Raw genomic sequence first — 23,790 nt, 5'->3', positions numbered from 1 at the left:
GAAGATGACGGCAGCGCGGTTGCTGGCGCAGAAGTGGCGACTTTCGAGACCTTCGATGAAGATGGCGATGAGGTGACGGTTACGCTAAGCGACACAGTAAACTATGCCTTAGTAGACGGCTCAGTGGTATTGACCCAAGCGGGCGCTGACTTAGTGAACAGCGGTCAAGAATTACCAGCGTTCACCTTAACGCCAAACGACGGCACGGTTGATGGCGATGCCGTAAGCGTTGAACCAAGTGTGACTATTGTTGATGACCCAACTATTACCAACTCTGACTCAACTATTACTGATGAAGATACACCCGTCATAATTGACGTCTTAGCGAATGACACAGATGAAGATAGTGAGGTATCTGCCGTCACTTCAGTAACTGATGGCGTGAATGGTACGGTTGTATTGAATAATGATGGCACTGTTACTTATACGCCAAATACTAACTTCAATGGAACAGATACTTTCACTTATACCAATGAAGAAGGTACTGAAGAAACGGTTAGTGTCACTATTAACCCAGTGGATGATCCGACTGAAATTTTAGTGGGAGCTTCAGATAGTGATAATGGTGAAGTGACCGAGGATCAAGAAGTAAGTGCAACTCAAACCTTAACGGACTCAGGTACATTAACATTCTCTGATGTAGATACTGAAGACAGTGAAAATTTTGCGCCTACTGTTGAGTTCTCTCCTGAGAATGAAGGGGATACCGCTTTAGGTGAAATCTCTATTGATGCAAATGGTAACTGGACTTATGAGGTTGAGAACAGCGCTGTTCAATATTTAGGTGAGGGTGAGTCATTGGTAGAAGTCTACACAGTGACGCTAAACGGTACTACACATGATATTACAGTTACTATTAATGGAGCTGATGATCCGACTACTATTGAACCAGTAGGCTCTAGTGATGCGTTTGCTAGGCTTTTTGAGGATGATGATACAGACACCCCAGGGTTTTTAACAACAAGTGATACTTTTGAATTTGGTGATGCGGACTCTTCTGATAGCGCCTCTTTTGAGCCAGAAGTCAACTTTACAAGTTCGACTTCAAGTTTAGGTCAATTGGGCTCTGTTACTGTAGAAAATGATGGTAATTGGAGTTATAGCGTAGATAACTCATTGGTTCAGTACCTAGATGAAGGTGAAAAAATCACTGAGATATACACAGTTACTTTAAATGGTACCCAAGAAACTACCACCATTGACATTATTGGTGCGGAAGATCCTACTGAAATCATAGTAGATAGTAGTGTTGGTGATAGTGCAGAAGGCGAAGTGATTGAAGATAGCACTGATATGGTATTAACAGATTCAGGAAAAATCACTTTTATTGATGTCGACGATTCAGATAGAAGTAGTTTTTCACCAACAGTAACCTTTGCTACTTCAACAGCAGGGAGTAGTGCACTCGGAGAGTTAACTATTGATTCAGATGGTAATTGGTCATATGAAGTCGATAATAACGATGTGCAGTATTTAGCTGATGGCGAGACTTTAACTGAAGTTTATACTGTGTCCTTAAATGGGGCTGAACAAGATATTACAATAACTATAAATGGTACTGATGATCTATCAGTTGTGACTGGTCAAGCAACGGGCGAAGTTACTGAAGATGATGATGAAAGTATATTAACTACCAATGGTACATTATCTCTAACGGACTTGGATACCGCAGATACAACGACCTTTGAAGCTGAATCAGTAATCGGTGCCTATGGCACTGTTACTATCGATTCTGATGGCAATTGGACGTATGAAGCTGACAACACACAAGCTGAAATACAAGCTCTTGATAATGGTGAGACCTTAACTGATATTATTACCGTCAATACAACAGATGGTAATACTCAGGATATAGAGATAACTATTAATGGAGTTGATTATGCACCTACTGCCGTTAATGATACTGAAATGACTTATGCAACAACAATCCGTCTCGATGAAGAGCCAGAATATGGAACAGTGCAAGTATCAGTAGATGGTGTTTGGGTTGATATGGTTATTGGGGACGAATATGACTCAGATTCTGAGGTTCGATTCATCCCTGATGAAGAGGAAGTTAAGCTTAACTCTGTTGATATTCAAGTGGGATCATTTGGTGATGACGGTAGTGAAAGCTTTGTGGCTAGTGTTAGTGATTGGGGAACAGTTAATGAGGAAGGGACAGAAGCAGTAGCTGTTATTAACAATGCAACAATTACAACTTCTATAACAACAACAAGTGAAAACGATTCAAAAGTATTAACTGCTTGGAATGGTAATACTCATATAGGCAATGGTATTGGTAACGCTGATGGAACAGGACTAAGCAGGGGAGAAACACTGGTTATAGACGTTGTAGGTGAAAATATCAATGAGGTGAGTTTTACGCTTGATGGGTTAGGTGGTTTCTTTGATGAGTCTAGTAACAGTGCTACTCAGGTAAGCATAACTGCTTACTTCGAAGATGGGACGACAGAAACACAATCTGCTTACAGAGAAAGTGGTACTTACTCAGATGTTTATTCGTTTACGACTGATACACCCGTTGATTATTTTGAATTAACAACGTCAGGATCTAATGGTACCTATGTAGTACAAAATATGACACTTTCAAGAACAATTTCAGATGAAATTACTTTTACCAGAACACAAGCAGATGGTAGTGAAACAACAGAAGTACTTACTCTTGATATCAATTACGATGATGCAGATACAGTTGTAGATGTTACTGATGATTTACCTTCAGTAGATACCTCTTTAACAGAAGGGAGTATTTTTACTGATGAGAATAACTCAATAGCTATCGATGTACTATCTAATGATAGTGACAGCGACAATGATGACATTACTATTACTGAGATCCAAGGGCAAAGTGTGAGTGAAGGCGGTGATGCAGTCGATGTGACTGCAGGTGGTGTTATTGTTGGTACAGGTGAACTTGTGAATGGAGAGATAGTCTTTACCCCAAGTGAAACATTAGGAGCAACCCTAAATGAAGGCGACTCACAAACCTTTGATATCGAATACACTGTAAGTGATGGTGTTAAAACGGATGTTGCCGCTGCCACTGTTACCGTGAATGGTGTTGATAGTATTCTTGTTGGAACAGATGCAGATGACACGTTAGTTGGTGGAGATGGCGATGATATGTTAACCGGTGGTTTAGGTAATGACATATTAACTGGTGGTGAAGGATCTGATACTTATATTTGGGAATTCGATAGTAGTGCTAATAATAATATCGATACCATTACTGATTTTGATATCGATGGAGAAGACGTACTCGATTTAAGCGATCTACTCGTTGATGCAACCAGTAATACATTAGATTCCTACTTAAACTTCTCTGTTGATACAGATAGTGAAGGTATTGCGAATACCACTATTGAAGTGGTTAATGATGAAGTAACACAATATATCGTTTTAGAGGATGTTGATGTTGTGACTGAGTACGGAAGTGAAGATGTGACTATCATTAATGGGTTAATTGAGGATGGAGCTCTGATTGTCTCTGACGATACAGATATGTATGCAGCAACTTCATCTACAGCTGAGATGGAAGAAACAATATAAATTAGCCACCATAATCTAAGCACACTCAGAATCGTTAGGTACTTAGTGTGCTTTAGTTTGATTATATTGTCGTTTAACCATATTGATAAAATTGCTTATTAGACTTCTGAATAATTGTTAAAATTAATTTTTAGGGGATTAATTAAATGATTACTTTTGGGGCTGATTAATATGACTTTATGTTAAAAGAAGCCTGTAAAAGGGGCAGATTCTATCTTTTTATTATAAATTCAAGTTAACGGGAATTTATAATACAGTATTGTTTTAATTTAAGTATTACTTACATAGTGGTTGCTGGTTAATAGTAAAAAGGCCACTTTATTAAGCAGCCTTTGTTGGTCGATATTTATTACGAATAGTCAGTTGCGTAAGTTTCTTCGTAAGTGTGTGAATAGAACTCAAATAAGTTACCAAACGGGTCTTCTAAGTAAACCATTTTAGCTGGTTTGCTATCATCTTCTGGATGGTAACGCATGATATCCATACGCACTTTACCGCCGTATTGTTCAGTACGTGCAATAGCACCTTCAAAATCATCTGTTTGTAGACAGAAGTGGAAAATACCAAGGCGAGAGAAATCAACTTCATGGCGTTCTTGACGATCTTTCATCTCAAATAATTCAACACCGATACCATCAGTTGTTACTAAGTGTGCAATATTAAAGCCTTTGAAGCCTTCACCAAATACCGCAACACACATTCTGCCAATAGCTGTTTCGCGTTCTTCTTGTACTTTAGTGTTATTCATAACGATGCGAAGACCTAGCGCTTTAGTATAAAACTCAACAGCTTTGTCCATATCGCCAACCATTAAACCAACGTGATTCATTTTCATAACGTTCTCCTACTTTTATTTCATTTATTACATGCATTGCTTATTACATGTTTTGTTTCGATGAGGAGATAGTACGCTTGCTTTTGAATAACTTAAAATTATTATATTTTATTATTATAATAATTTATTGTTATCTATAAGAGGGGGATTGATATTGATGATCAGAGATAGTTTATAGGATCAGAAACCAGTTAATCGCTGTAAAGGCGCCAATAGCCCATACAAAGTAACTTAATATTAATAGGCATTTGCTCAAGGCTATCCAAAGATATTTACCTTTATATTTTTCTGAGGCAGCCCAAATACCAGACATTACTATTAGGTTATAAGCCAAGATAAAGAACAAAAGAGCCACTTCAATAACATCATTGAAGGGAATAAGAAAAAAGCCGATTAAGCAACAGTTGATTATGGCAGCGTATAACCAAATTGTTTTAGCTAGCCCCATTTCCCCATGATATAGCTTATTGAAGTGGTTTTTTTGCGGTTCATTTAACATCTATGTTTCCTTTGCCTATTAATATTAATTAATACGCAAAGTTAACTAATTTGTCATGGGGTTCAGGTTAATCTTTCGAGTTAAGTACACAAATTATATTATTTCATAGCATTGTTTTCCGATGCAGTGATGGTTTCTTCTTTTATTAGCGTTTCTACTTCTGTCTCTGTCCTTGGATCCATTTCATAGGCAGTAGGGCCTGCCATATCGGTTACCGTACGAAACTCTTCTTTTTCTTCTAAGATAGAAGGTGAAATATGACTGCGGCGTCTAAATAGAACAATAATAAAGAATAATATGAGACAGGACCCTGTAAAAGCATATAGGCCATTTGCTCCCAATTGACTCATACTGAGAGAAGCTAATGGTGCACCGATAGCAGAAGATAACCCTAAAGTAATTAACATTGCACTACTGATTTCTACAAAATCTTCTGAAGTTGCATTATCGTTAGCGTGAGCTAAACAGATTGCATATAACGTCATGCAAGTTCCTCCCCAAAAAAAGGCTGACACAAAAGCTGGCCATCCAGCAAAAGAGGGGACAAGTTGCGGTAAATAAAAAAAGGTCAAGGAGACGATAGAGCCTATTAATGCGGAGTACATTAGTACACTTCGACGGTCCATTTTATCGGATATTTTACCTAAAGGAAGCTGAAAACATGCTCCTCCCAATACAGTAGCTGATAGAAATAACCCTACTTGAATATTATTGAAATTATTAGCTTTCGCATAAATAGGGGCTAAAGACCAAAAGGCACCGGTGACTAACCCTGCGACAACTGCGCCAATTAACGCAATGTGAGAGTGCTCCCATACTTTATACATATTCAGTTTAACCTGCTGAACCATAGTTGGTGCAGCGTGGCGAGTTAATGAAATCGGGATAATAGCAATCGAAATCAATATAGCTGCTAAGCTAAATAACATCGTATCTTGTACGTTACCTAAGTTGAATAACTGCTGTCCGCACATCACCATGATTAAATTTAGCGTGGTATAAATAGATAGGATAGAACCTCTATTTTGCGGTGTTGCATTACCGTTAAGCCAGCTTTCGATAATCATGTATAGACCTGAAATAACTAAACCGATTAAGAATCGCAATATCATCCAAGCATAAAATTCAGGTAATAAAGGAAAGATTAAAATGACCACAGTATAAGAAGTGGCTAGTACGGCAAAACTACGAATATGACCCACGCGTTTTAACATAAAAGGAGTGGTTAAGCAGCCTGAAACAAAGCCTAAGAAGTAAGCAGATCCTGTTAAAGCAACTTGTGTATCGGAAAAGCCGAATGAGTTAGCGGCAATAGGCAGTAGAGTAAGTAATAAACCATGCCCAAGTAGTAACAATGCACTGGACATAAGCAAAGAGGTGACTGGTATTAGTGCATTTATCATAAGACTCCAATAAGCGAGAGAGGCAACCTTATTTATAGTTAGCGAGTATCATTTGCTGTTGTTTTTCTGCCTTCGATGCAATTACAGTTACAACTTAACTTGCTGTTCTTTGGTTAGGTACAGCTAATATGAGTATTTTTATAATGGCATAAAGGCGCGTTATCTATTTTTTATAGATTACTCCATCACATAACTCATGAAAAACTTGTGCCAAGTATTCAATAAAATATAATTTAACAAAATCAAAAGCTTGAGGAGTATCAAATAAAGCAATTTTCTTTTTAGCACCAAATTGGTTTGTTATTGAGTTATATGCACTTTTTTATACAACCAAAAATTGTAATGAAATGAGTATTTCCTAGAGAAAGTTAATCCGGTGAAGATTGAGTTGCCATTTTTGAACTCCATAAGGTTACTTTATTACGGCCTAAGGATTTTGACTTATAAAGAGCCACATCTGCTTGATGGATTAACTCAGAAGGCGTAGTTGCATTAAATTGAACAGAAGCAACACCAAAACTACAGGTGACATATATATCGTTGAATGCTGTTAACTCAATTTTTTCACGTATTTTTTCTACGATTTTCATTGCTTGTTCTGGTTGTGTACCTGCTAAAGTAAGGCAGAATTCCTCGCCACCATAACGCACTGTAATATCATCTTTACGAATACCATTTTTCAATACTTCAGCGATATCACACAACACCTTATCTCCTATGTTATGGCCATGTATATCGTTAACCTTTTTAAAATGGTCAATATCAACAAGCACAATACAATATTCATCGTTAGGAGTTAATCCTTCAAAGACTTCATTCATGAGGTTAAATAATGCTCGGCGGTTATAACAGTTAGTCAGAGGGTCTCTTGTTGCTAACTGATCTAGTTTTTTGTTGAGTTGACGTGAGTAATTAAAACGTCGATAGATAAATAAAACGGTGAGTAAACAGATAATTAATAACGCAGTGAGTGTGGTATTCGCATACTTGTTTTTTGATAGCTCTAATTCGGCTATTTTTTGAGCTTGTTCTGAAAGAGCAACTTCACTGGTTTTTTTGGCTAATTCTAAAGCATCTCGTTGTGTTTTTTCCTTTAATAAGGCGAGTTCTCTCTCTTTCTTATGTGAATATAATTTAGCTTTAACTAACGTTAGACTTTCATCATTTTTTTGTTTTTCAATCACCTTTGATAAAGCGAGTTCTTTCTCTGCATAGGACAAAGCCGCTTTATAATTATGCTGTGCCTTTTCAGCTTTTTTTAATTCTTGATAAACATGTAACATGTGGGTTGTTGAATTAATTGTGGTGGCAAGTACTAAGGAAGATTTTAGTAACTCAATAGCTTGTTGTATGTCCCTGTCAATTAATACTTCAGCTAACGGAATCTGTGCTTTTAACTGATACAGAGTATCTTTAGCCTCCATTGCTAAGGATAAAGAGCGCTTATAAAAAATAATAGCTGCTTCATCATCGTTCTGAGCATGATATATGTTGGCGATAATACGCGCCGTTATTGATTCATATAAGTGATCATCCTGTCCCTGGTAAATCTTATGCGCACGTAGAATTTTTTGTTTTGCATCTTCGTAATCTTCTGACTCAATGTCGATCACTGCCAATTCCCGTAAAGCCGAGGCTAATGTTTTTGTTTCAACTTGGTGTTCAGGGAGGTTAATGGTTAAATTGTAAAAAGACTTGGCTTGCTCGTACTCATGCAAACGAGTATAAATTAATCCCATTTGGTTGGATGTTTTGGCCAACCCTTTAGTATGGTTGAGTTGTTTATAAATTAAGTGAGATTGGTACATAAAAGACAGTGACTTTTCATATAAACCAATAAATCGATAGATGATACCTGCACCGGAAAGGGCTTTTGCTAAGCCAATCTGGTCATTGATCGACCGCTGTATGTCAATGCTTTTTAACGAGTAATCAAGAGCAACTTTATAATTTTTTAAATTTCGTTCCACCTCTGATAGTGCATTCAATGTGCGAGCCATTGACTTGTGATCTTGTATCTTTGTATAAATATCTAATGCACTTTTGTATGCTGTTCCGATGAGGGTTCGATCTTTTAACCTTTTATAAGATTCAGCGATTTTGGTAAAGGTTTCAGCCCGTTCTTTTTGTACTTTATAGTCAGATTCAGTTAAATAATTTAGTGCCTCTGAATATTGTTCAATTGAAGCGTCATATTGTTTTAACTTATATTGGCTTCTTCCTTTTACAATCAATGCCATTGCAATGGGATAAGGATGACCATACTCTTTAGCAAGGCTGATTGTGTCATTTATTTTATCTTCAACTTGATAATGAAGGCCTTCAGTGGATAGGGTATGAAGATAGTCAACCGATGCAAGAATGTGTTGTTCCTCGGCATCTATACTTTGATAAATATCTGCTGCTTGTAAAAAATGATATTTGGATTGATTGGTGTCGCTGATTCTTCTGTTTAAATCACCTAGTAGATTATGAGCATTAGCACATAGTAATGCCTCACCATTAATATCGGCTTGTTGTAATGCTTTGTTGGCAAGTTTAATACCTTTCTGTTGGTCAATAAACCGGAAAGTTTCTGCTTGTTTTAATAATTGTGCTGGTGATAAATCACTGTGCTCTACTGGTGGCGGCTTATTGGTTGCGGCATAGCTTGCATTATAAAAAAGAGTAGAGGTTAAAAATAATAAGCAGTATGAGAATAAATAAGTTAATTTAAGAAGGCCCGATATCAGCTGTGGGAACTCAAGCCACATTAAACGTAAGTACTTAGTACAAAACAGATCCATATATTCTTACCTTAATATTGAGCGTTTATTTAAGGTTCGATTAACCTGTTATAAATCCACTTCTTTATTCCTAAGGAGTACTTAAATGATCAATAAACAAAATCCATTTGTTTAAGGTGAGACAATAAAATGTTTAATACCTGTATATATGGGGGGCGTTTTTACGTCTCAAATTAACATCATTATATGATCAATAATCTTTATTGGCTAGTATCTAGGTAAGGTTGATAAAGCTTAGAAAAACTTATAAATTATTTAATAAGTAGTATCTCTTTCAAAAATATTATTTTAAGCCTTTCTTAATGATATAACGGTAGGGGATAGTGTCGGTTTGCGCCTCAACTAACTGATGTTCCATAAAACGACAAAAACTGGGTATATCTCGAGTGGTTGCTGGATCGTCAGCAATGATTTCTAACATATCGCCTGTTGCGAGTTTACGTACCGTTTTTCGAATGACCATTACTGGCTCTGGGCAGCGTAAACCTAATGCATCAAGTTGTTTAATTGTTATTTCGTTTGTCATGTTATTACCGAATCTAGCTTAAAAAGCTAATATTAACATATCCAATCTCGGCGCAAACATTATTATAACCAAGGAAGTCAGCATCCTCGGTTATAATCTTTTGTAGGTGAATAACATGCTTTATTTCGCGACTGTTTTTCTTAACAAAATTTTATTATCTAAGTTTAAATTAGTAGACCAAATAAATTGTGCATCTTGCTCTGTATTGTCAAAAATGTCGGTAAAGTTGGTATATGATTTTTTGTTATCAACACCGACAGTGTCATTACTAAAGGTTGTTGCAGCAGGCCATTGACTATCATCGTAACCTTGCTTCTCCCAACCTTTTGGTATTGCCCAATGTACTCCATATAAAACAGAAGCATCATTAGTTCCTTCTATAGTACATTGCGTTGATAAACGAGAAGTGCCAGATTCAGTTAAGCAGCTCAAGTCTGTGATTGGAGAGGTATAATAGTTTTGTGCTTTCCAAGTACTATCTGTGATGGCGATAGTTTGATCATCTGCATTTTTAAACACGGCAACAAAACCTCCATCACCAGGGTGTGCTGAAACACCACGATTAGACTCCGTACCTGTGCCTAAGTTTTCTTCCCAATCAACCGCTAATACTGCGACATCAAAAGGCTTTTTCACTTTAAATTGAATGATATTGGCATTGAATTGAGTGAAAGGAACCGGGTCTTTACCAACAGCAACGCCATTGATATACATTTCAAAATAGTTATCAGCAAATATATAAACAGTGACTATTTCTCCATCAGCATCAATTTCAATTATATCTTTTGTATCTAGCGCTGCTAAGGCTGCTTTAGCGTCGTTATATCGTTGACCATAATCGTTGTATAAATCTGGAGCAAATGGAATTTTATCATTAGTAAAGTTGACGGCCGCAGGTACTGTCCAAGTTGTATTGTCATTGATGCTTTTGATCGTTCCTATTTCTGCCACTCGACCACCTTTAGGAAATAGATTGGGTGTAGTGGTTTCCGCTATGCCGAAGGTTACTGAGCCTGAGCCTTTATATTCGGCAGCACTTATTGTATTAGTTGTGTGCGCTTCACTGTTATCACAGCCCTGCAAAAATAGGGTCAAACCAATTAATGTAGACGTTAAGTAAACTTTCATCATAGTAATGCCTCTTGTGCTTAGTGAGATTAATTTCATTAACAATCGACTCTATTTTTCTTTGGTGCAACACTAGGTCGTGTATTTAATGAAATTGCTATGACAACAGATTAGCATGCTTGAAGGCCAATAATATGTGTCAAATATGGAGTTTTGCTAAAACAGTTGAGGAGTGTTTGATAGAAAGGTAGCCAAAAAGAAAAAGCCCACTTTTATCTATCGACAAAAGTGGGCTGGGAATAGTAAAAATCTTGTAGAGATTAACCTGTATTACGAAGACCAGCAGCAATACCGGCGATGGTTACCATTAATGCTTGGTCAATATCTGGGTTAATTGTTTCGTTTTGTTCGCATGAACGTGAACGAGATAATAACTCAGCTTGTAACATGTTTAGTGGGTCAACATACGGATTACGTAATTTAATTGACTCTTTAATCCATGGTTGTTCTTGCATTAACTTATGATCAGGAATTGTTTCTAATACTGTTTCACGTGTTAGTTTAAGATTTTCACGCAGACGTTCACCTAAAGGCCATAGCTCTTTTGGAACTAAACGCTCTTCGTAGAATTTTGTTAATTCTTCATCTGCTTTCATGAATACCATTTCAAACATTTCTAAACGTGTATGGAAGAAAGGCCAGTTTACGTACATTTCACGTAACACCTCTTTTTTACCTTCATCTAGTAACGTTTTTAATGAAGTGCCTGCGCCTAACCAAGCTGGTAGCATTAAGCGGTTTTGACTCCATGCAAAGATCCATGGGATTGCACGTAGGCTTTCAACACCACCATTCGCTTTACGTTTCGCAGGGCGACTACCTAGTGCTAATTTACCTAGCTCTAGCTCAGGCGTTACGCTACGGAAGTAAGGTACAAAGTCAGGTTCTTCACGAACAAAGTAACGATACTCCTCGCATGATTGTTCAGCAAATTGCTGCATAACATCGCGCCATTCTTGTTTTGGTGCTGGTGGCGGCAGTAAGTTTGCTTCTAAAATAGCTGCAGTGTAAATATCTAAACTGTTGATCGCTACTTTTGGTAAACCGAATTTGAAGCGGATCATCTCGCCCTGTTCAGTTACACGTAAACCACCTTTCAATGAACCAGGAGGTTGCGATAATAAGGCTTGTTGTGCTGGAGCACCACCTCGACCGATTGTGCCGCCACGTCCGTGGAATAGAACTAGTTGAATGTCGTTATCTTCACTGATTTTGATCAATGCTTCTTGTGATGTGTACTGCGCCCAGTTAGCTGCCATTACACCGGCGTCTTTTGCTGAGTCAGAGTAACCAATCATCACATGTTGCTCTCCGCCAATGTAACCACGGTACCAGTCAACTGCATACAGGCGTTTCATTACATCTGCTGCGTTATTTAAATCATCTAGTGTTTCAAATAATGGAGCAACTGGAATACGGAATGGACAGCCCACTTCTTTTAATAATAGTTGAACTGCTAGTACGTCAGATGCTTCACGTGCCATAGAGATAATGTAAATACCTAATGCTTCAGGATCTGTTTGTGCAACTACTTTACAAGTATCTAGTACTTCTTGTACGTCTGCTGAAGGCTCCCAAGCTGTAGGGATCAGTGGACGTTTACTGTTCAATTCTTGTAGTAAGAAGGCTTGCTTATCTTCTTCGCTCCAAGCATTGTAATCACCAATGCCTAAGTAGCGTGTTAGCTCAGATAAAGTATCGCCGTGACGTTCACCATCTTGGCGGATATCTAGTTTAACTAAGTTAACACCGAAACAGTTTACGCGACGTAGAATGTCTAATAATAAACCGTTAGCAATAGACTTCATGCCCATATTAACAAGTGAGTCATAACATTGTTGTAATGGCTCTTTTAGTTGTTTAGTGCTGACAATGATATCTTTAGCTGTACTATCGTGACCTTGTAATGTGGCACTTAGCGCGGTTAAAGTTTCTTTTAATTCATTACGTAGCTTGCGTAAAATAACGCGGTACGGCTCATCAGCCTCTTCACCAACAATGGCACGTAATACTGGGTCACAGTTATCCATCGATAACTCTTTCGTTAACTGCTGAATATCTTCAAGATACAAGCTAACTGCTACCCAACGGCTAGTGATTAATACTTCTTTTGTTACTTTCGCGGTTACAAATGGGTTACCGTCACGGTCTCCACCCATCCATGAAGTAAATTTGATTGGAGAAGCATCAAGTGGCAATGAAATGCCTAAACCATCTTGTAATGTTTTATCTAATTCACGGACATATTGTGGAACGGCTTCCCACAAGCTGTTTTCAATAACAGCAAAACCCCATTTAGCTTCATCAACCGGAGTAGGACGGTTTTTACGAATATCGTTGGTGTGCCATGCTTGAGTAATTAATTGCTCAAGACGAACTAATAGTTGGTCACGCTCTTTATCTGAAATATCAGTAAGTTCTAATAGGCTTAAACATTGGTTGATCGCAGTATGTTTATTGATCAGAGTACGACGTGTAATCTCTGTTGGATGTGCGGTTAATACCATATCCATTTTTAATTCAGAAACAGACTTAACAATTTGCTCTTCTGAAACGTCACTGTTTTTTAGTTTAGCAATTAAAGTTTGTAATGGATCGGGTGCACAAACTTCTGAATCACAGTGGCGAGAAATGCCATGGAATTGCTCTGCAATATTTGCAAGATTTAAGAAATGAGTAAATGCACGTGCGACAGGTAGTAATTCGTTATCGCTTAAATTAGACAGTACTTCAATTAAGCGCTCACCATCTTTGCCATTACCAGCGCGAGATGATTTAGACAGTTGGCGTATAGTTTCAATTTTCTCAAGAAAGGGTTCACCAAGATGGTCACTGATACTCTTACCTAATAATTGTCCTAATAAACCCACGTTACCTCGTAAGTTTGCATATGTTTCTGTCATCGTACTTCCTTATTATTGTAATAAAATTACATTTTTTGTAGTGGAACTAAATAAAATACCATAATGAAGCGCCTAGTCAATCAAGGTGCTTTTTCATTGTACTATTTCGATTTATTAAATAGGCATGCCTGTAACTAAATTACAGAATGCCTATTAACAACCCATTACACACAATAGCGTTGAATGAGCTTTTCTATGACCGCTTGGGTCGGTTTTACAAAAGAAAGGTCTAAATATTCGTTAGGTTGATGCGCCTGAGCAATATGTCCAGGGCCTAATACTATGGTGTCACAACCTAATGCTTGAATAAATGGCGCTTCGGTACAGTAATTCGCGCTGGTTGCTTTATTACCTGTATAAATCTCTGCATTATCAATAAGATCTGAGTGAATCGGGCACTCATAAGAAGGAATTGGTTCATGTAAATGAAACACTTCTACGCTATTGGGGTAACGTTTCTCAATTTCAGATAAAGCCTGTTTTACAGTGATAAATAATTCTGTAGTAGTAACACCTGGAATAGGGCGCATATCGATATGTAATTCACAACAACCACAAATACGGTTGGGGCTATCGCCTCCAGTGATCGCTCCAAAGTTAAGTGTTGGATACGGTACTTCAAAATGTGGATTGTGATACTTGTCTTTAAAGGTCTGTTGTACCTTTTTAAGTTCTGATAAAACCAGGTGCATGACATCGATGGCATTTAATCCTTTATCAGGATCTGAACTATGCCCACTTCTACCGGTAATGCGAATACCTTCGGACATATGCCCTTTATGCATGGTGACGGGTACCATTCCTGTTGGCTCACCAATTACTGCATAATCAGGTTTAAAGTGCTTTTGCTCTGATATTTGTTGTGCACCGGACATAGTTGTTTCTTCGTCGGCAGTCGCAAGAATACGTAGAGGCTTAGTAAATTTTTCACGCTCCATAGTTTTTAATGCTTCAATTACAAAAGCAAAAAAACCTTTCATATCAATGGTACCTAAACCGTAAAAACGATTGTCTTTTTCGGTGACGGTAAATGGGTCGGTTTGCCATTTACCTTCATCATAAGGCACGGTATCAGTATGTCCTGCTAATAATAAACCGCCATCCCCTTTGCCTAGGGTGGCAACAAGGTTGAATTTACCTGGCGCTGCAGCGACTTCTGTAATATCAATAGCGAAACCAAGATCTCCTAACCATTCTGCTAATTGGTTAATCACGGCAAGGTTACTTTGATCCCAAGAACTATCGCTTGAGCTAATAGAAGGTAGTTTTATAAGGCCTTTATATAGGTCCGTAAATGCGGGTAATGACATACTATTCCTTGAAGTTAAACTGTAAAACACTGGTACTTAGCAATAATGGAGAAGCATTTAAACACGCATTAAAATACTGCCTCGCTCATCAAATAGACTGCTCATAAGCATGTCATTGCATGTTTATTATCTGAATAAATTAAGGCTCAAAAATCGCTTCATGGCGATCTCGCTTGAATTCATTCTATGCTCGATTCACTGATAAATTAAAGCTCTTTTTATACTGTCTAATAAATAAATTATTTAGTTATTTAAAAAAAGAGCGATTTTTTGAATATTTTTTGCAATTTAAATCGCTACTAACTACTTAAATGCTCATCAAAATGACTTAATTGACTCTTTTATTGCTTACAATTTAAGTACTTAATTATTTATTTTTTTAATATTAAGTTGTTGTTAATCAGTTGCTTATTGATTTTTTTCCGTTTTTTTTAGTTCTTTAATATCTGGTTTTTTTTAACCAAACATGAATAACTTATCATTTGTAGTATATTTATTCATGTTTATTGAATAAATAGTCACTTTGATTTAAAATATCGCTTTCGGCCAAAGGTAGTGATTACTTTTGTGCCTTTTGCATTTATTTATTATCTCTTAAGTCAGTAATGAAACAGGAATTTTCTTTATGTTAAAAGCAATCGTGGTTGGAGCAAGTGGTTATACTGGTGCTGAATTAGCGCAGTTTTTAACTCGTCATCCAAGTATTGAGTTATCAGGACTATATGTTTCAGAAGGTAGCTTGGATAAAGACAAAAAGATCTCTAAGTTATATGGCAATTTACGTGGTTGTGTTGATTTACCATTACAACCACTGGGTGTAAGTGGCATTAAAGCGGCTTGCGAAAATATTGATATTGTTATATTGGCTACTGCGCATGAAGTCAGCCACGACTTAGCGCCTCTTTTTTTAGCTGAAAATACCGTTGTATTTGATCTATCTGGTGCTTTTCGAGTGCAATCAACAGGCTTTTACGAAAAATACTATGGTTTCACACACCAATATCCTGAATTATTAGAAAAAGCGGTTTATGGTTTAGCTGAATGGAATGCCGAGCAAGTTAAAACAACTGACTTAATCGCTGTACCAGGCTGTTACACGACAGCTTCGTTAACGGCGCTTAAGCCTTTATTTGAAGCTGGCTTAATTAAACAAGGTATCAAGCCAACTATTAATGCAACCAGTGGTGTAAGTGGTGCTGGACGTAAAGCGAGTGTAGTAAGTAGTTTCTGTGAAGTTAGTTTGCAACCATACGGCGTGTTTACACATCGCCATAAACCTGAAATTGATCAACATTTAGGGACTAGTGTCGTCTTTACGCCGCACCTTGGTAGTTTTAAACGTGGTATTTTAGCGAGTATCAATGTTGTGTTAAATGAAGGTGTTACTGTAGAGCAAGTGAGTCAAGCTTACCAAAGTGCCTATGCAGATAAGCCAATTGTACGCTTAATGGAAGGGACATTACCTGCACTTAAAAACGTAGTAGGGACACCATTCTGTGATTTAGGTTGGGCGGTTGATGGCGAAGACTTAGTAGTATTTAGTGCAATTGACAACTTATTAAAAGGTGCTTCTTCGCAAGCGATGCAATGTATTAACCTGCGTTTTGGCTTTGATATTACCACTTCAATTTTATAAGGCGGTTAGTGATGACACAACAACAAAAACCGTTACTTATTAAGCTAGGCGGAGCAGTATTAGAAAACAACCAAGCATTAACGAATCTTTTTTCTGCGTTAACTGCTTATTTAGCAATACAACAACGTCCATTATTATTGGTGCATGGAGGCGGTATTATTGTTGAAGATGTACTTAATAAAATGAACATCAAAAGTGAAAAGAAGAATGGTTTGCGTATTACACCATTCGATCAAATTCCTTATGTTGCAGGTGCATTAGCGGGTACATCAAATAAACTATTAATGGCAAAAGCATTACAAGCAGGTTTGTCTGCGGTTGGTTTATCATTAGCTGATGGTTTTAGCTGTTCAGTGAAACAGATGGATCCAGACTTAGGGGCCGTGGGTGTTTGTAGTCCAAATAACCCAGCGTTAATTAATAGCCTATTAGCAGGTGATTTTTTACCTGTTATTTCGTCAATTGCAATTGGTGAAGATGGTAATTTATACAATGTAAATGCAGACCAAGCTGCTATTGCTATTTGTGAGCTGGTGGGGGCTGAATTAGTCTTTTTATCAGACGTAGATGGCGTATGGGATGCTAATAAACAAGTGATCTCTGAATTAAATACTCAACTGGCAGATAAATTAATTGCTGAAGATGTGATTCAAGATGGCATGGCGGTGAAAGTCAAAGCTGCATTACAAGCTGCCGATGAGCTAGGTTATGTGATGCTAGCAAGTTGGAAGAACCCAGAAAATTTAGTCTCATTGCTAGCAGGTAAAGCAGTGGGTACAAAAGTAATTAAATAAAGTAGAGATTAATCATGGATAATTTATTAACCGGAATGGAAATGACTCAGCAACAGGCGTTGGATCTGATTGCATTGGGTAAAGATTTAAAAGCAAACCCAAGTAAATATGCACAATCTCTTGCTGGTAAGAGTGTTGTGACTTTATTTGAAAAACAATCACTACGTACACGTGTTACGTTTGATATCGGTGTTAATAAACTAGGCGGCCATGCTGTTTATTTAGATCAAACTAATGGTGCAATGGGGAGCCGTGAAGACGTTAAAGACTTTGCTGCAAATATCTCTCGTTGGGCTGATTGTATTGTGGCACGAGTATTTGACCATAATACATTGCTAGAAATGGAAGAGTTTGCATCAGTACCTGTGATTAATTCACTTTGTGATTTATACCACCCATGTCAAGGGATGGCAGACTTTTTAACTATTTCGCAAAACTATGATGATTTAAGTCAGGTTAAATTAGCGTATATTGGCGATGGTAACAATGTTACTCATTCTTTATTCATTGCAGGTGCCATTTTAGGTGCAACCGTGACTGCGGTTTGCCCTCTTGGTCATAGTCCTGATGCACAAATTATGAAAAAAGCAGAAGAGATTGCTAAACAAACTGGTGCGACTATTTCTGTGACTAATAATATCGATGATATTCAAGGTTACGATGTGGTTTACGGTGATACTTGGCTATCAATGGGTGATGACACACCATTAGAACAAATTAAAGCTAAATTTATGCCTTATCAGATCAATCAAGCTTTGCTTGACCACACTGGTATTAAGCATGTTTTACACTGTCAACCTGCACATCGTGGTTTAGATATCACTTCAGATGTAATGGACGGCCCAGCTTCATTGATTTTTGATCAAGCTGAAAATAGAATGCATATTCAAAACGCAATTATGCTTACCCTAATTAATAAACAGAAATAATTGAGAAAGGAAAACAATTAATGAGCCAGGTTAAAAAAGTAGTTCTCGCTTATTCAGGCGGCTTAGATACATCAGCGATCATTCCATGGTTAAAAGAAACGTATGATGATTGTGAAATTGTTGCGTTTTGTGCCGATGTTGGCCAAGGTGAAGAAGAGTTAGTAGGTTTGCATGAGAAAGCAATCGCTTCAGGTGCATCTGAATGTCATATCGTTGATCTAAAGGAAGAGTTTGTTAAAGACTATATCTACCCAACGATCGCATCTGGCGCAGTATACGAAGGTACTTATTTACTAGGTACATCAATGGCGCGTCCAATCATTGCTAAAGCACAAGTTGAAGTTGCATTAAAAGTAGGTGCTGACGCAGTTTGTCATGGTTGTACTGGTAAAGGCAATGACCAAATCCGTTTCGAAAGCTGTTTCGCTGCTTTAGCACCAGAGCTAAAAGTAATTGCACCATGGCGTGAGTGGGATATGGTATCTCGTGAAGACCTACTGGATTATCTTGCAGAGCGTGATATTAAAACAACTGCTTCTGCGACTAAAATCTATAGCCGTGATGCAAACGCATGGCACATCTCTCATGAAGGTGGAGAGTTAGAAGACCCATACAACGAGCCAAGTAAAGGTGTTTGGACATTAACAGTGGATCCGCTTGATGCGCCAAATGAGCCAGAATACGTAACATTAAAAGTTGAAAATGCACGTGTAACTGCTGTTGATGGTGTTGAGCTATCTCCATATGACGCACTAATGTTATTAAACGAAAAAGCAGCAGCACACGGTGTTGGTCGTATTGATATTACAGAAAACCGTACTGTCGGTATGAAGTCTCGTGGTTGTTATGAAACACCGGGAGGTACTGTTATGGTAACTGCACTTCGTGGTATCGATGAATTAGTACATGATAAACCATCTCGTCGCTGGCGTGACCAAGTGGGCCAAGAGTTTGCTCACTTAGTATATGACGGTCGTTGGTTCACTCCATTATGTGGCTCTTTATTAGCAGCGTCTGAATCATTAGCAAAAGATGCTAATGGTGAAGTGGTTGTTCGTTTATACAAAGGCCAAGCAGTTGCGGTTAAGAAGAAATCACCAAACAGCTTATACTCTGAAGAGTTTGCTACGTTTGGTGACGATAATGTTTATGACCAAAAACATGCTGAAGGTTTCATCCGTTTATATTCACTGTCTAGCCGTATTCGTAAGCTAAACAGTAACAAATAAACAAAATATGTTATAAAATTCCTGCCTCGATTTTCGGGGCAGGAATTTCTATTTATAAGCGCTTTTAAAAAGAGCCTTTATAAATAGCATTGTAATATTACCAATCCCTTAATTAATGGATTTGGTTCACTACCAAGTCAGAATGGAGTAACAAATGGCACTATGGGGCGGACGTTTCAGTCAAGCGGCAGACACAAAGTTTAAATTATTTAATGATTCATTAAAATTCGATTACCGTCTTGCTGAACAAGATATTATAGGTTCTATTGCCTGGTCTAATGCCTTGTTATCAGTTGATGTATTAACTGTTGAAGAGCAAAAAAGTATTGAAGTTAGTTTGAACGAACTGTTGGAGTCAGTACAAACTAATCCTGAACAGGTATTACAGTCAGATGCAGAAGACATCCACTCTTGGGTAGAAGGTCAATTAATCAATAAAGTAGGCGACTTAGGTAAAAAGCTACATACAGGCCGTAGCCGTAATGACCAAGTTGCAACCGATTTAAAACTTTGGTGTAAAAAAACGGCTAAAGAGTTAATTGCTCACTTAGAACAACTTGAAGCAAAACTAATCGAATTAGCGCGTATTCATCAAGGTGTTATATTACCGGGTTATACCCATCTTCAACGTGCACAACCTGTTACATTTTCTCACTGGTGTTTAGCTTACCTTGAAATGTTAGAGCGTGATCATAGCCGTTTAGAAGGTTGTGTTGAGCGTATGGATACTTGTCCATTAGGTAGTGGTGCTCTAGCCGGTACTGCTTATGCGATGGATCGTACTGCACTAGCTCACTCACTAGGCTTTGAAAGAGCAACGCGTAATAGTTTAGATTCAGTGTCAGATCGTGACCATGTTGTTGAACTAATGAGTTGTGCAACATTATCTATGGTGCATTTATCACGTATGGCTGAAGATTTAATCTTCTATAACAGTGGTGAGTCTGCCTTTATTGAAATGTCTGACTTAGTCACTTCTGGCTCATCATTAATGCCTCAGAAGAAAAACCCAGATGCAATGGAGTTAATCCGTGGTAAATCAGGTCGTGTATTTGGTTCATTAGCTGGTATGTTAATGACATTAAAAGCACTGCCTTTGGCTTACAACAAAGACATGCAAGAAGATAAAGAAGGCTTATTTGATGCGCTCGATACATGGGGCGACTGTTTAGAAATGGCATCAATGGCCTTAACAGACCTTAAAGTAAATGAAGAACGTACCAAAGAAGCAGCACAGGGCGGTTACTCTAATGCCACCGAGCTTGCTGATTATCTAGTTGCAAAAGGTATTCCTTTCCGTGAAGCACACCATATTGTAGGTGTAGCAGTTGTTGCTGCCATTGAAAAAGGTGTCCCGTTAGAAGATCTTACTGTGGCTGAATTTAAACAATTCTCTGATGTAATTGAAGAAGATGTGTATCCAACATTAACATTAGAAGCAACATTAGCGGCACGTGTAGCATTAGGCGGTGTATCGCCTACACAAATTGAACATGCATTAACTGAAGCTGAGAAACGTTTAGCGGAACGTGATAGTTCAAGTGTAGTGATTAGACCTGCTTGTATCGATGATGTTGAGCGTATCGAGCAAATGGTTAATCATTGGGCTGAAAAAGGTGAGAATCTACCAAGAGATAATGCAGACCTTACCCATTCAGTAGATGAATTTGTTGTTACAGAATTGGACGGGAAAGTTACTGGTTGTGGTTCAGTACATGTATATGACACCGGATTAGCTGAAATTCGTTCATTAGGTATCGAACCTGGTTACGAAGGTCGTGGTCAAGGTAGTGCTATTGTTAATCTACTAGTGAAACGTTCTGAAAAACTAGAAATTAAACGCCTATTTGCACTGACTCGTATGCCAGATTTCTACATGAAACAAGGATTTAGTCCGGCAAGTAAAAAAACAATGCCTGAAAAAGTATTAAAAGATTGTGCAATGTTTGTGAGTGAGCATGCTAATGATGAAAAAGCATTAGAGTTAAACTACAAAACAAGCATGTTGCTACAAAAAGAGATGAGCAAAAGCTAAGAACTCTACTTTATATAAGCAATAGTCAGTTTAATCTTAAGAAAACTAAAGAGTGCAGCCATTAATGACTGCACTCTTTTTTTATACTGGTTTCTACCCTTGGTTTAATACCACATCAGGAAAGTGCTGACGTAATATTTTATTTTGGAACGGGTCGTTAAAACGACAGTTAATGATAATAATAAAACGCTCAAAAGGTTGGCTATTATTAAGTGGTTGTACTGATGAAACACTGTGGAATATTTGGTTATCGCGTATATGCATAACCTCACCTGGCTTTAATGTTGTGTGAGTGATCTGTTTTTGTCCTGCTTTGTCATGATATAAAGTATTAAACCCTCCGGTTACATTCTCTCTACTTAATACCAATATACTCAAAAACTGGCTACCATCTTGATGTATACCTTGTCCCTGAAGTGGATCTAAAGCTTGATCGCCTTTGACTCCGTTAATTTGCATTAAGATAGGCTCTTTCGGATTAATACCCCATAAATCAGCCCAAGCTTTGATAAAATCTTGTACATCTTCACGTTGTAAAAAATCTGTTTTTAAAGCAGGATAATATCGTAACTTGTTAGCCATTGTATCTGCATCATTATATTGCCCTCCCTGCGCCATTGGACAATTATCCAAAGTATTCACTTCTCCGGTTTCATCCAAGTATAACCATGACATTCTTTTCCAACGTGCATCTACATAAGTGTCTCTCGGTAGATCATGTAGGTAAGTTTGCCATTCAGGTAAGTTAATGTGCTGGCTAATATCAGTTTGACTCCAATCTCCTTGAGAAAGATCTTGCTCGGTTTGAAACCCCCAATAAGGCGTATAAGGGGTAGACGGTGATTTAACTAACGAGCTAATGTGCTCTAAGTGTGTATTTATCATGTTTGATTCCATTTTATGTACGAATAAGCGGAATTGCTTATTCTCAGTAGCAACGTTGGATTGAGTAAAAATCAACGAGGCGAGTTTTTATTACATAAAATGGTCATAAAAAGAATGGTAAGAGGAGTGATTATAGAAATAATAATCATTTAAAAAGAGAGGCTTATGCTTTTAAATAATAAGGCATGTCATTTGTTTAATAGGTAGATGTGCAACAAGTAAATAGAATAAGAGCAATACAGGAGTACTTAGCTGGAGGGTAATAGTACAAATACACATTGATTAAATACTATTACCTATAAAAACTAGTTAAGCGAGTATCTATAGACAAGATAAGAAGTGAGTTAAAGGCTTCCTTCAAGATACTCATTTTTTAAATTAACATAATGGCTTGCTGAACGTTTCAAAAAAGCCATTTCTGCTTCAGTAAGTTGTCGAGCAGCTTTAGCTGGTGAGCCTATATAAAGAAAACCAGATTGTAATAACTTATTAGGTGGCACTAATGCCCCAGCACCAATGATCACATCATCTTCAATATTGGCATTATCTAAAATAATCGCACCCATACCGATTAAAACACGGTTGCCAATAGTACAAGCATGCAACATTGCTTTATGGCCAACAGTAACGTCTTCACCAATAGTTAAAGAGTATCCATCTACAGATGCTTCACCTTTTCTAGCAACATGGAGCACAGATCCATCCTGAATATTAGTACGAGCACCAACAGAAATGTTATTTACATCGCCACGTAAAACACACATAGGCCAAATACTGACATCATCAGCTAACATTACATCACCAATAATCGAAGAAAATGGATCAATATAAACATTATTTCCAATAGTAGGGTGAATATTTCTATATGGGCGAAGTGTAGGAAACATAAAATACCTTTTGATATAAAGAGTAAAACCTCACTATACGATACAAAAGTGTGGATAACAAAAGCAAATTTGTGGATAACTTGTGGTCAAAGTAGGTATAAAAATTAATTGAAAATAATCGCAATAAAACGCTTGCCAATGAGATCTTAATCCCTATAATGCGCACCCACAGACACGGGACGGAACGCAAGTTACCCAGCGAGTTTGAGAACAGAATAAACGCGGTAAACGCTTCGAAGTTCGCTTCGAAATAAAGTTGAAAATTAACGTTGACATTGTTCGAAAGGCGCGTAATATACGCCGCCTAGCCGAAAGGCACGCTCTTTAACAATTTAATCAAACAATCTGTGTGAGCACTTATTGTTGATGTGATTTCAAAAAAATCAAAGTCCTACTTGTTAGGCAACATCAATAGAAGTGACACACGAATTAATTCATTAATTCAGAATAACA

16 protein-coding genes are annotated in these 23,790 nt (G+C 37.6%); 6 read left to right on the top strand and 10 right to left on the bottom strand.

Annotated elements, in window-relative coordinates:
* Window positions 1-3,552: VCBS domain-containing protein (locus tag OW492_RS16850; RefSeq protein WP_290041675.1), on the top strand; the 3,552-nt coding region annotated here is incomplete at its 5' end.
* A gap of 349 nt (window positions 3,553-3,901) precedes the next feature.
* Here OW492_RS16850 and OW492_RS16845 read toward each other — a convergent pair.
* The 8 genes from OW492_RS16845 to argE form a co-directional block, all read right to left on the bottom strand.
* Window positions 3,902-4,387 carry a VOC family protein gene (locus tag OW492_RS16845; protein WP_290041674.1) on the bottom strand — a complete coding sequence of 162 codons (486 nt, stop codon included), beginning with the start codon at window positions 4,385-4,387 and terminating at the stop codon, window positions 3,902-3,904.
* A gap of 172 nt (window positions 4,388-4,559) precedes the next feature.
* Window positions 4,560-4,886 (bottom strand): hypothetical protein, encoded by a 327-nt coding sequence (locus tag OW492_RS16840; protein WP_290041673.1) that lies wholly within the window; start codon window positions 4,884-4,886, stop codon window positions 4,560-4,562.
* Window positions 4,887-4,984: 98 nt separating this feature from the next.
* Window positions 4,985-6,289, bottom strand: a complete 1,305-nt coding sequence (locus tag OW492_RS16835) for an MFS transporter (RefSeq protein WP_290041672.1) — start codon at window positions 6,287-6,289, stop codon at window positions 4,985-4,987.
* A 368-nt stretch (window positions 6,290-6,657) separates the two neighbouring features.
* Window positions 6,658-9,075, bottom strand: coding sequence for a tetratricopeptide repeat-containing diguanylate cyclase (locus OW492_RS16830; protein ID WP_290041671.1), 2,418 nt, complete (start codon window positions 9,073-9,075; stop codon window positions 6,658-6,660).
* A gap of 283 nt (window positions 9,076-9,358) precedes the next feature.
* Window positions 9,359-9,601 carry a sulfurtransferase TusA gene (gene tusA, locus OW492_RS16825; protein ID WP_290041670.1) on the bottom strand — a complete coding sequence of 81 codons (243 nt, stop codon included), beginning with the start codon at window positions 9,599-9,601 and terminating at the stop codon, window positions 9,359-9,361.
* A gap of 120 nt (window positions 9,602-9,721) precedes the next feature.
* Window positions 9,722-10,732: a hypothetical protein gene (locus OW492_RS16820; RefSeq protein ID WP_290041668.1), complete on the bottom strand. Its 1,011-nt coding sequence runs from the start codon at window positions 10,730-10,732 to the stop codon at window positions 9,722-9,724.
* A 257-nt stretch (window positions 10,733-10,989) separates the two neighbouring features.
* A complete protein-coding gene (ppc, locus tag OW492_RS16815) occupies window positions 10,990-13,632 on the bottom strand; it encodes a phosphoenolpyruvate carboxylase (protein ID WP_290041666.1) in 2,643 nt (880 codons plus the stop codon).
* A 164-nt stretch (window positions 13,633-13,796) separates the two neighbouring features.
* On the bottom strand, window positions 13,797-14,942 hold the full coding sequence (gene argE / locus OW492_RS16810) for an acetylornithine deacetylase (RefSeq protein WP_290041665.1): 1,146 nt from the start codon (window positions 14,940-14,942) through the stop codon (window positions 13,797-13,799).
* 625 nt (window positions 14,943-15,567) lie between these two features.
* Here argE and argC point away from each other — a divergent pair.
* The 5 genes from argC to argH all read left to right on the top strand — a co-directional run bounded on the left by argC (window position 15,568) and on the right by argH (window position 21,565).
* Entirely contained in the window at window positions 15,568-16,578 is a 1,011-nt protein-coding gene (argC, locus tag OW492_RS16805; protein ID WP_290041664.1) for an N-acetyl-gamma-glutamyl-phosphate reductase, read from the top strand.
* 11 nt (window positions 16,579-16,589) lie between these two features.
* Window positions 16,590-17,372 carry an acetylglutamate kinase gene (gene argB, locus OW492_RS16800; RefSeq protein ID WP_290041662.1) on the top strand — a complete coding sequence of 261 codons (783 nt, stop codon included), beginning with the start codon at window positions 16,590-16,592 and terminating at the stop codon, window positions 17,370-17,372.
* 14 nt (window positions 17,373-17,386) lie between these two features.
* Window positions 17,387-18,301, top strand: coding sequence for an ornithine carbamoyltransferase (locus tag OW492_RS16795; RefSeq protein ID WP_290041659.1), 915 nt, complete (start codon window positions 17,387-17,389; stop codon window positions 18,299-18,301).
* Window positions 18,302-18,321: 20 nt separating this feature from the next.
* Window positions 18,322-19,530, top strand: a complete 1,209-nt coding sequence (locus tag OW492_RS16790; protein WP_290041657.1) for an argininosuccinate synthase — start codon at window positions 18,322-18,324, stop codon at window positions 19,528-19,530.
* A 154-nt stretch (window positions 19,531-19,684) separates the two neighbouring features.
* Window positions 19,685-21,565: an argininosuccinate lyase gene (gene argH / locus OW492_RS16785; RefSeq protein WP_290041656.1), complete on the top strand. Its 1,881-nt coding sequence runs from the start codon at window positions 19,685-19,687 to the stop codon at window positions 21,563-21,565.
* 93 nt (window positions 21,566-21,658) lie between these two features.
* Here the strand turns inward: argH and OW492_RS16780 are convergent, their stop codons facing one another.
* Both OW492_RS16780 and OW492_RS16775 read right to left on the bottom strand, forming a co-directional pair.
* Window positions 21,659-22,450, bottom strand: coding sequence for a 2OG-Fe dioxygenase family protein (locus OW492_RS16780; RefSeq protein ID WP_290041655.1), 792 nt, complete (start codon window positions 22,448-22,450; stop codon window positions 21,659-21,661).
* Between the two features lie 344 nt (window positions 22,451-22,794).
* On the bottom strand, window positions 22,795-23,337 hold the full coding sequence (locus OW492_RS16775; protein WP_290041654.1) for a gamma carbonic anhydrase family protein: 543 nt from the start codon (window positions 23,335-23,337) through the stop codon (window positions 22,795-22,797).
* Window positions 23,338-23,790: the final 453 nt, after the last annotated feature.

Source organism: Psychromonas sp. 14N.309.X.WAT.B.A12 (genome assembly GCF_030397575.1).
Taxonomy (GTDB): Bacteria; Pseudomonadota; Gammaproteobacteria; order Enterobacterales; family Psychromonadaceae; genus Psychromonas.
The sequence above is the reverse complement of the archived record's forward strand: the minus strand, read 5'-3'. Positions and strand labels throughout refer to the sequence as shown.

Coding starts and splice junctions, on each gene's coding strand:
- OW492_RS16845 (WP_290041674.1), bottom strand. CDS start 4,387: ATGAAAATGAATCACGTTGGTTTAATGGTTGGCGATATGGACAAAGCT.
- OW492_RS16840 (WP_290041673.1), bottom strand. CDS start 4,886: ATGTTAAATGAACCGCAAAAAAACCACTTCAATAAGCTATATCATGGG.
- OW492_RS16835 (WP_290041672.1), bottom strand. CDS start 6,289: ATGATAAATGCACTAATACCAGTCACCTCTTTGCTTATGTCCAGTGCA.
- OW492_RS16830 (WP_290041671.1), bottom strand. CDS start 9,075: ATGGATCTGTTTTGTACTAAGTACTTACGTTTAATGTGGCTTGAGTTC.
- tusA (WP_290041670.1), bottom strand. CDS start 9,601: ATGACAAACGAAATAACAATTAAACAACTTGATGCATTAGGTTTACGC.
- OW492_RS16820 (WP_290041668.1), bottom strand. CDS start 10,732: ATGATGAAAGTTTACTTAACGTCTACATTAATTGGTTTGACCCTATTT.
- ppc (WP_290041666.1), bottom strand. CDS start 13,632: ATGACAGAAACATATGCAAACTTACGAGGTAACGTGGGTTTATTAGGA.
- argE (WP_290041665.1), bottom strand. CDS start 14,942: ATGTCATTACCCGCATTTACGGACCTATATAAAGGCCTTATAAAACTA.
- argC (WP_290041664.1), top strand. CDS start 15,568: ATGTTAAAAGCAATCGTGGTTGGAGCAAGTGGTTATACTGGTGCTGAA.
- argB (WP_290041662.1), top strand. CDS start 16,590: ATGACACAACAACAAAAACCGTTACTTATTAAGCTAGGCGGAGCAGTA.
- OW492_RS16795 (WP_290041659.1), top strand. CDS start 17,387: ATGGATAATTTATTAACCGGAATGGAAATGACTCAGCAACAGGCGTTG.
- OW492_RS16790 (WP_290041657.1), top strand. CDS start 18,322: ATGAGCCAGGTTAAAAAAGTAGTTCTCGCTTATTCAGGCGGCTTAGAT.
- argH (WP_290041656.1), top strand. CDS start 19,685: ATGGCACTATGGGGCGGACGTTTCAGTCAAGCGGCAGACACAAAGTTT.
- OW492_RS16780 (WP_290041655.1), bottom strand. CDS start 22,450: ATGATAAATACACACTTAGAGCACATTAGCTCGTTAGTTAAATCACCG.
- OW492_RS16775 (WP_290041654.1), bottom strand. CDS start 23,337: ATGTTTCCTACACTTCGCCCATATAGAAATATTCACCCTACTATTGGA.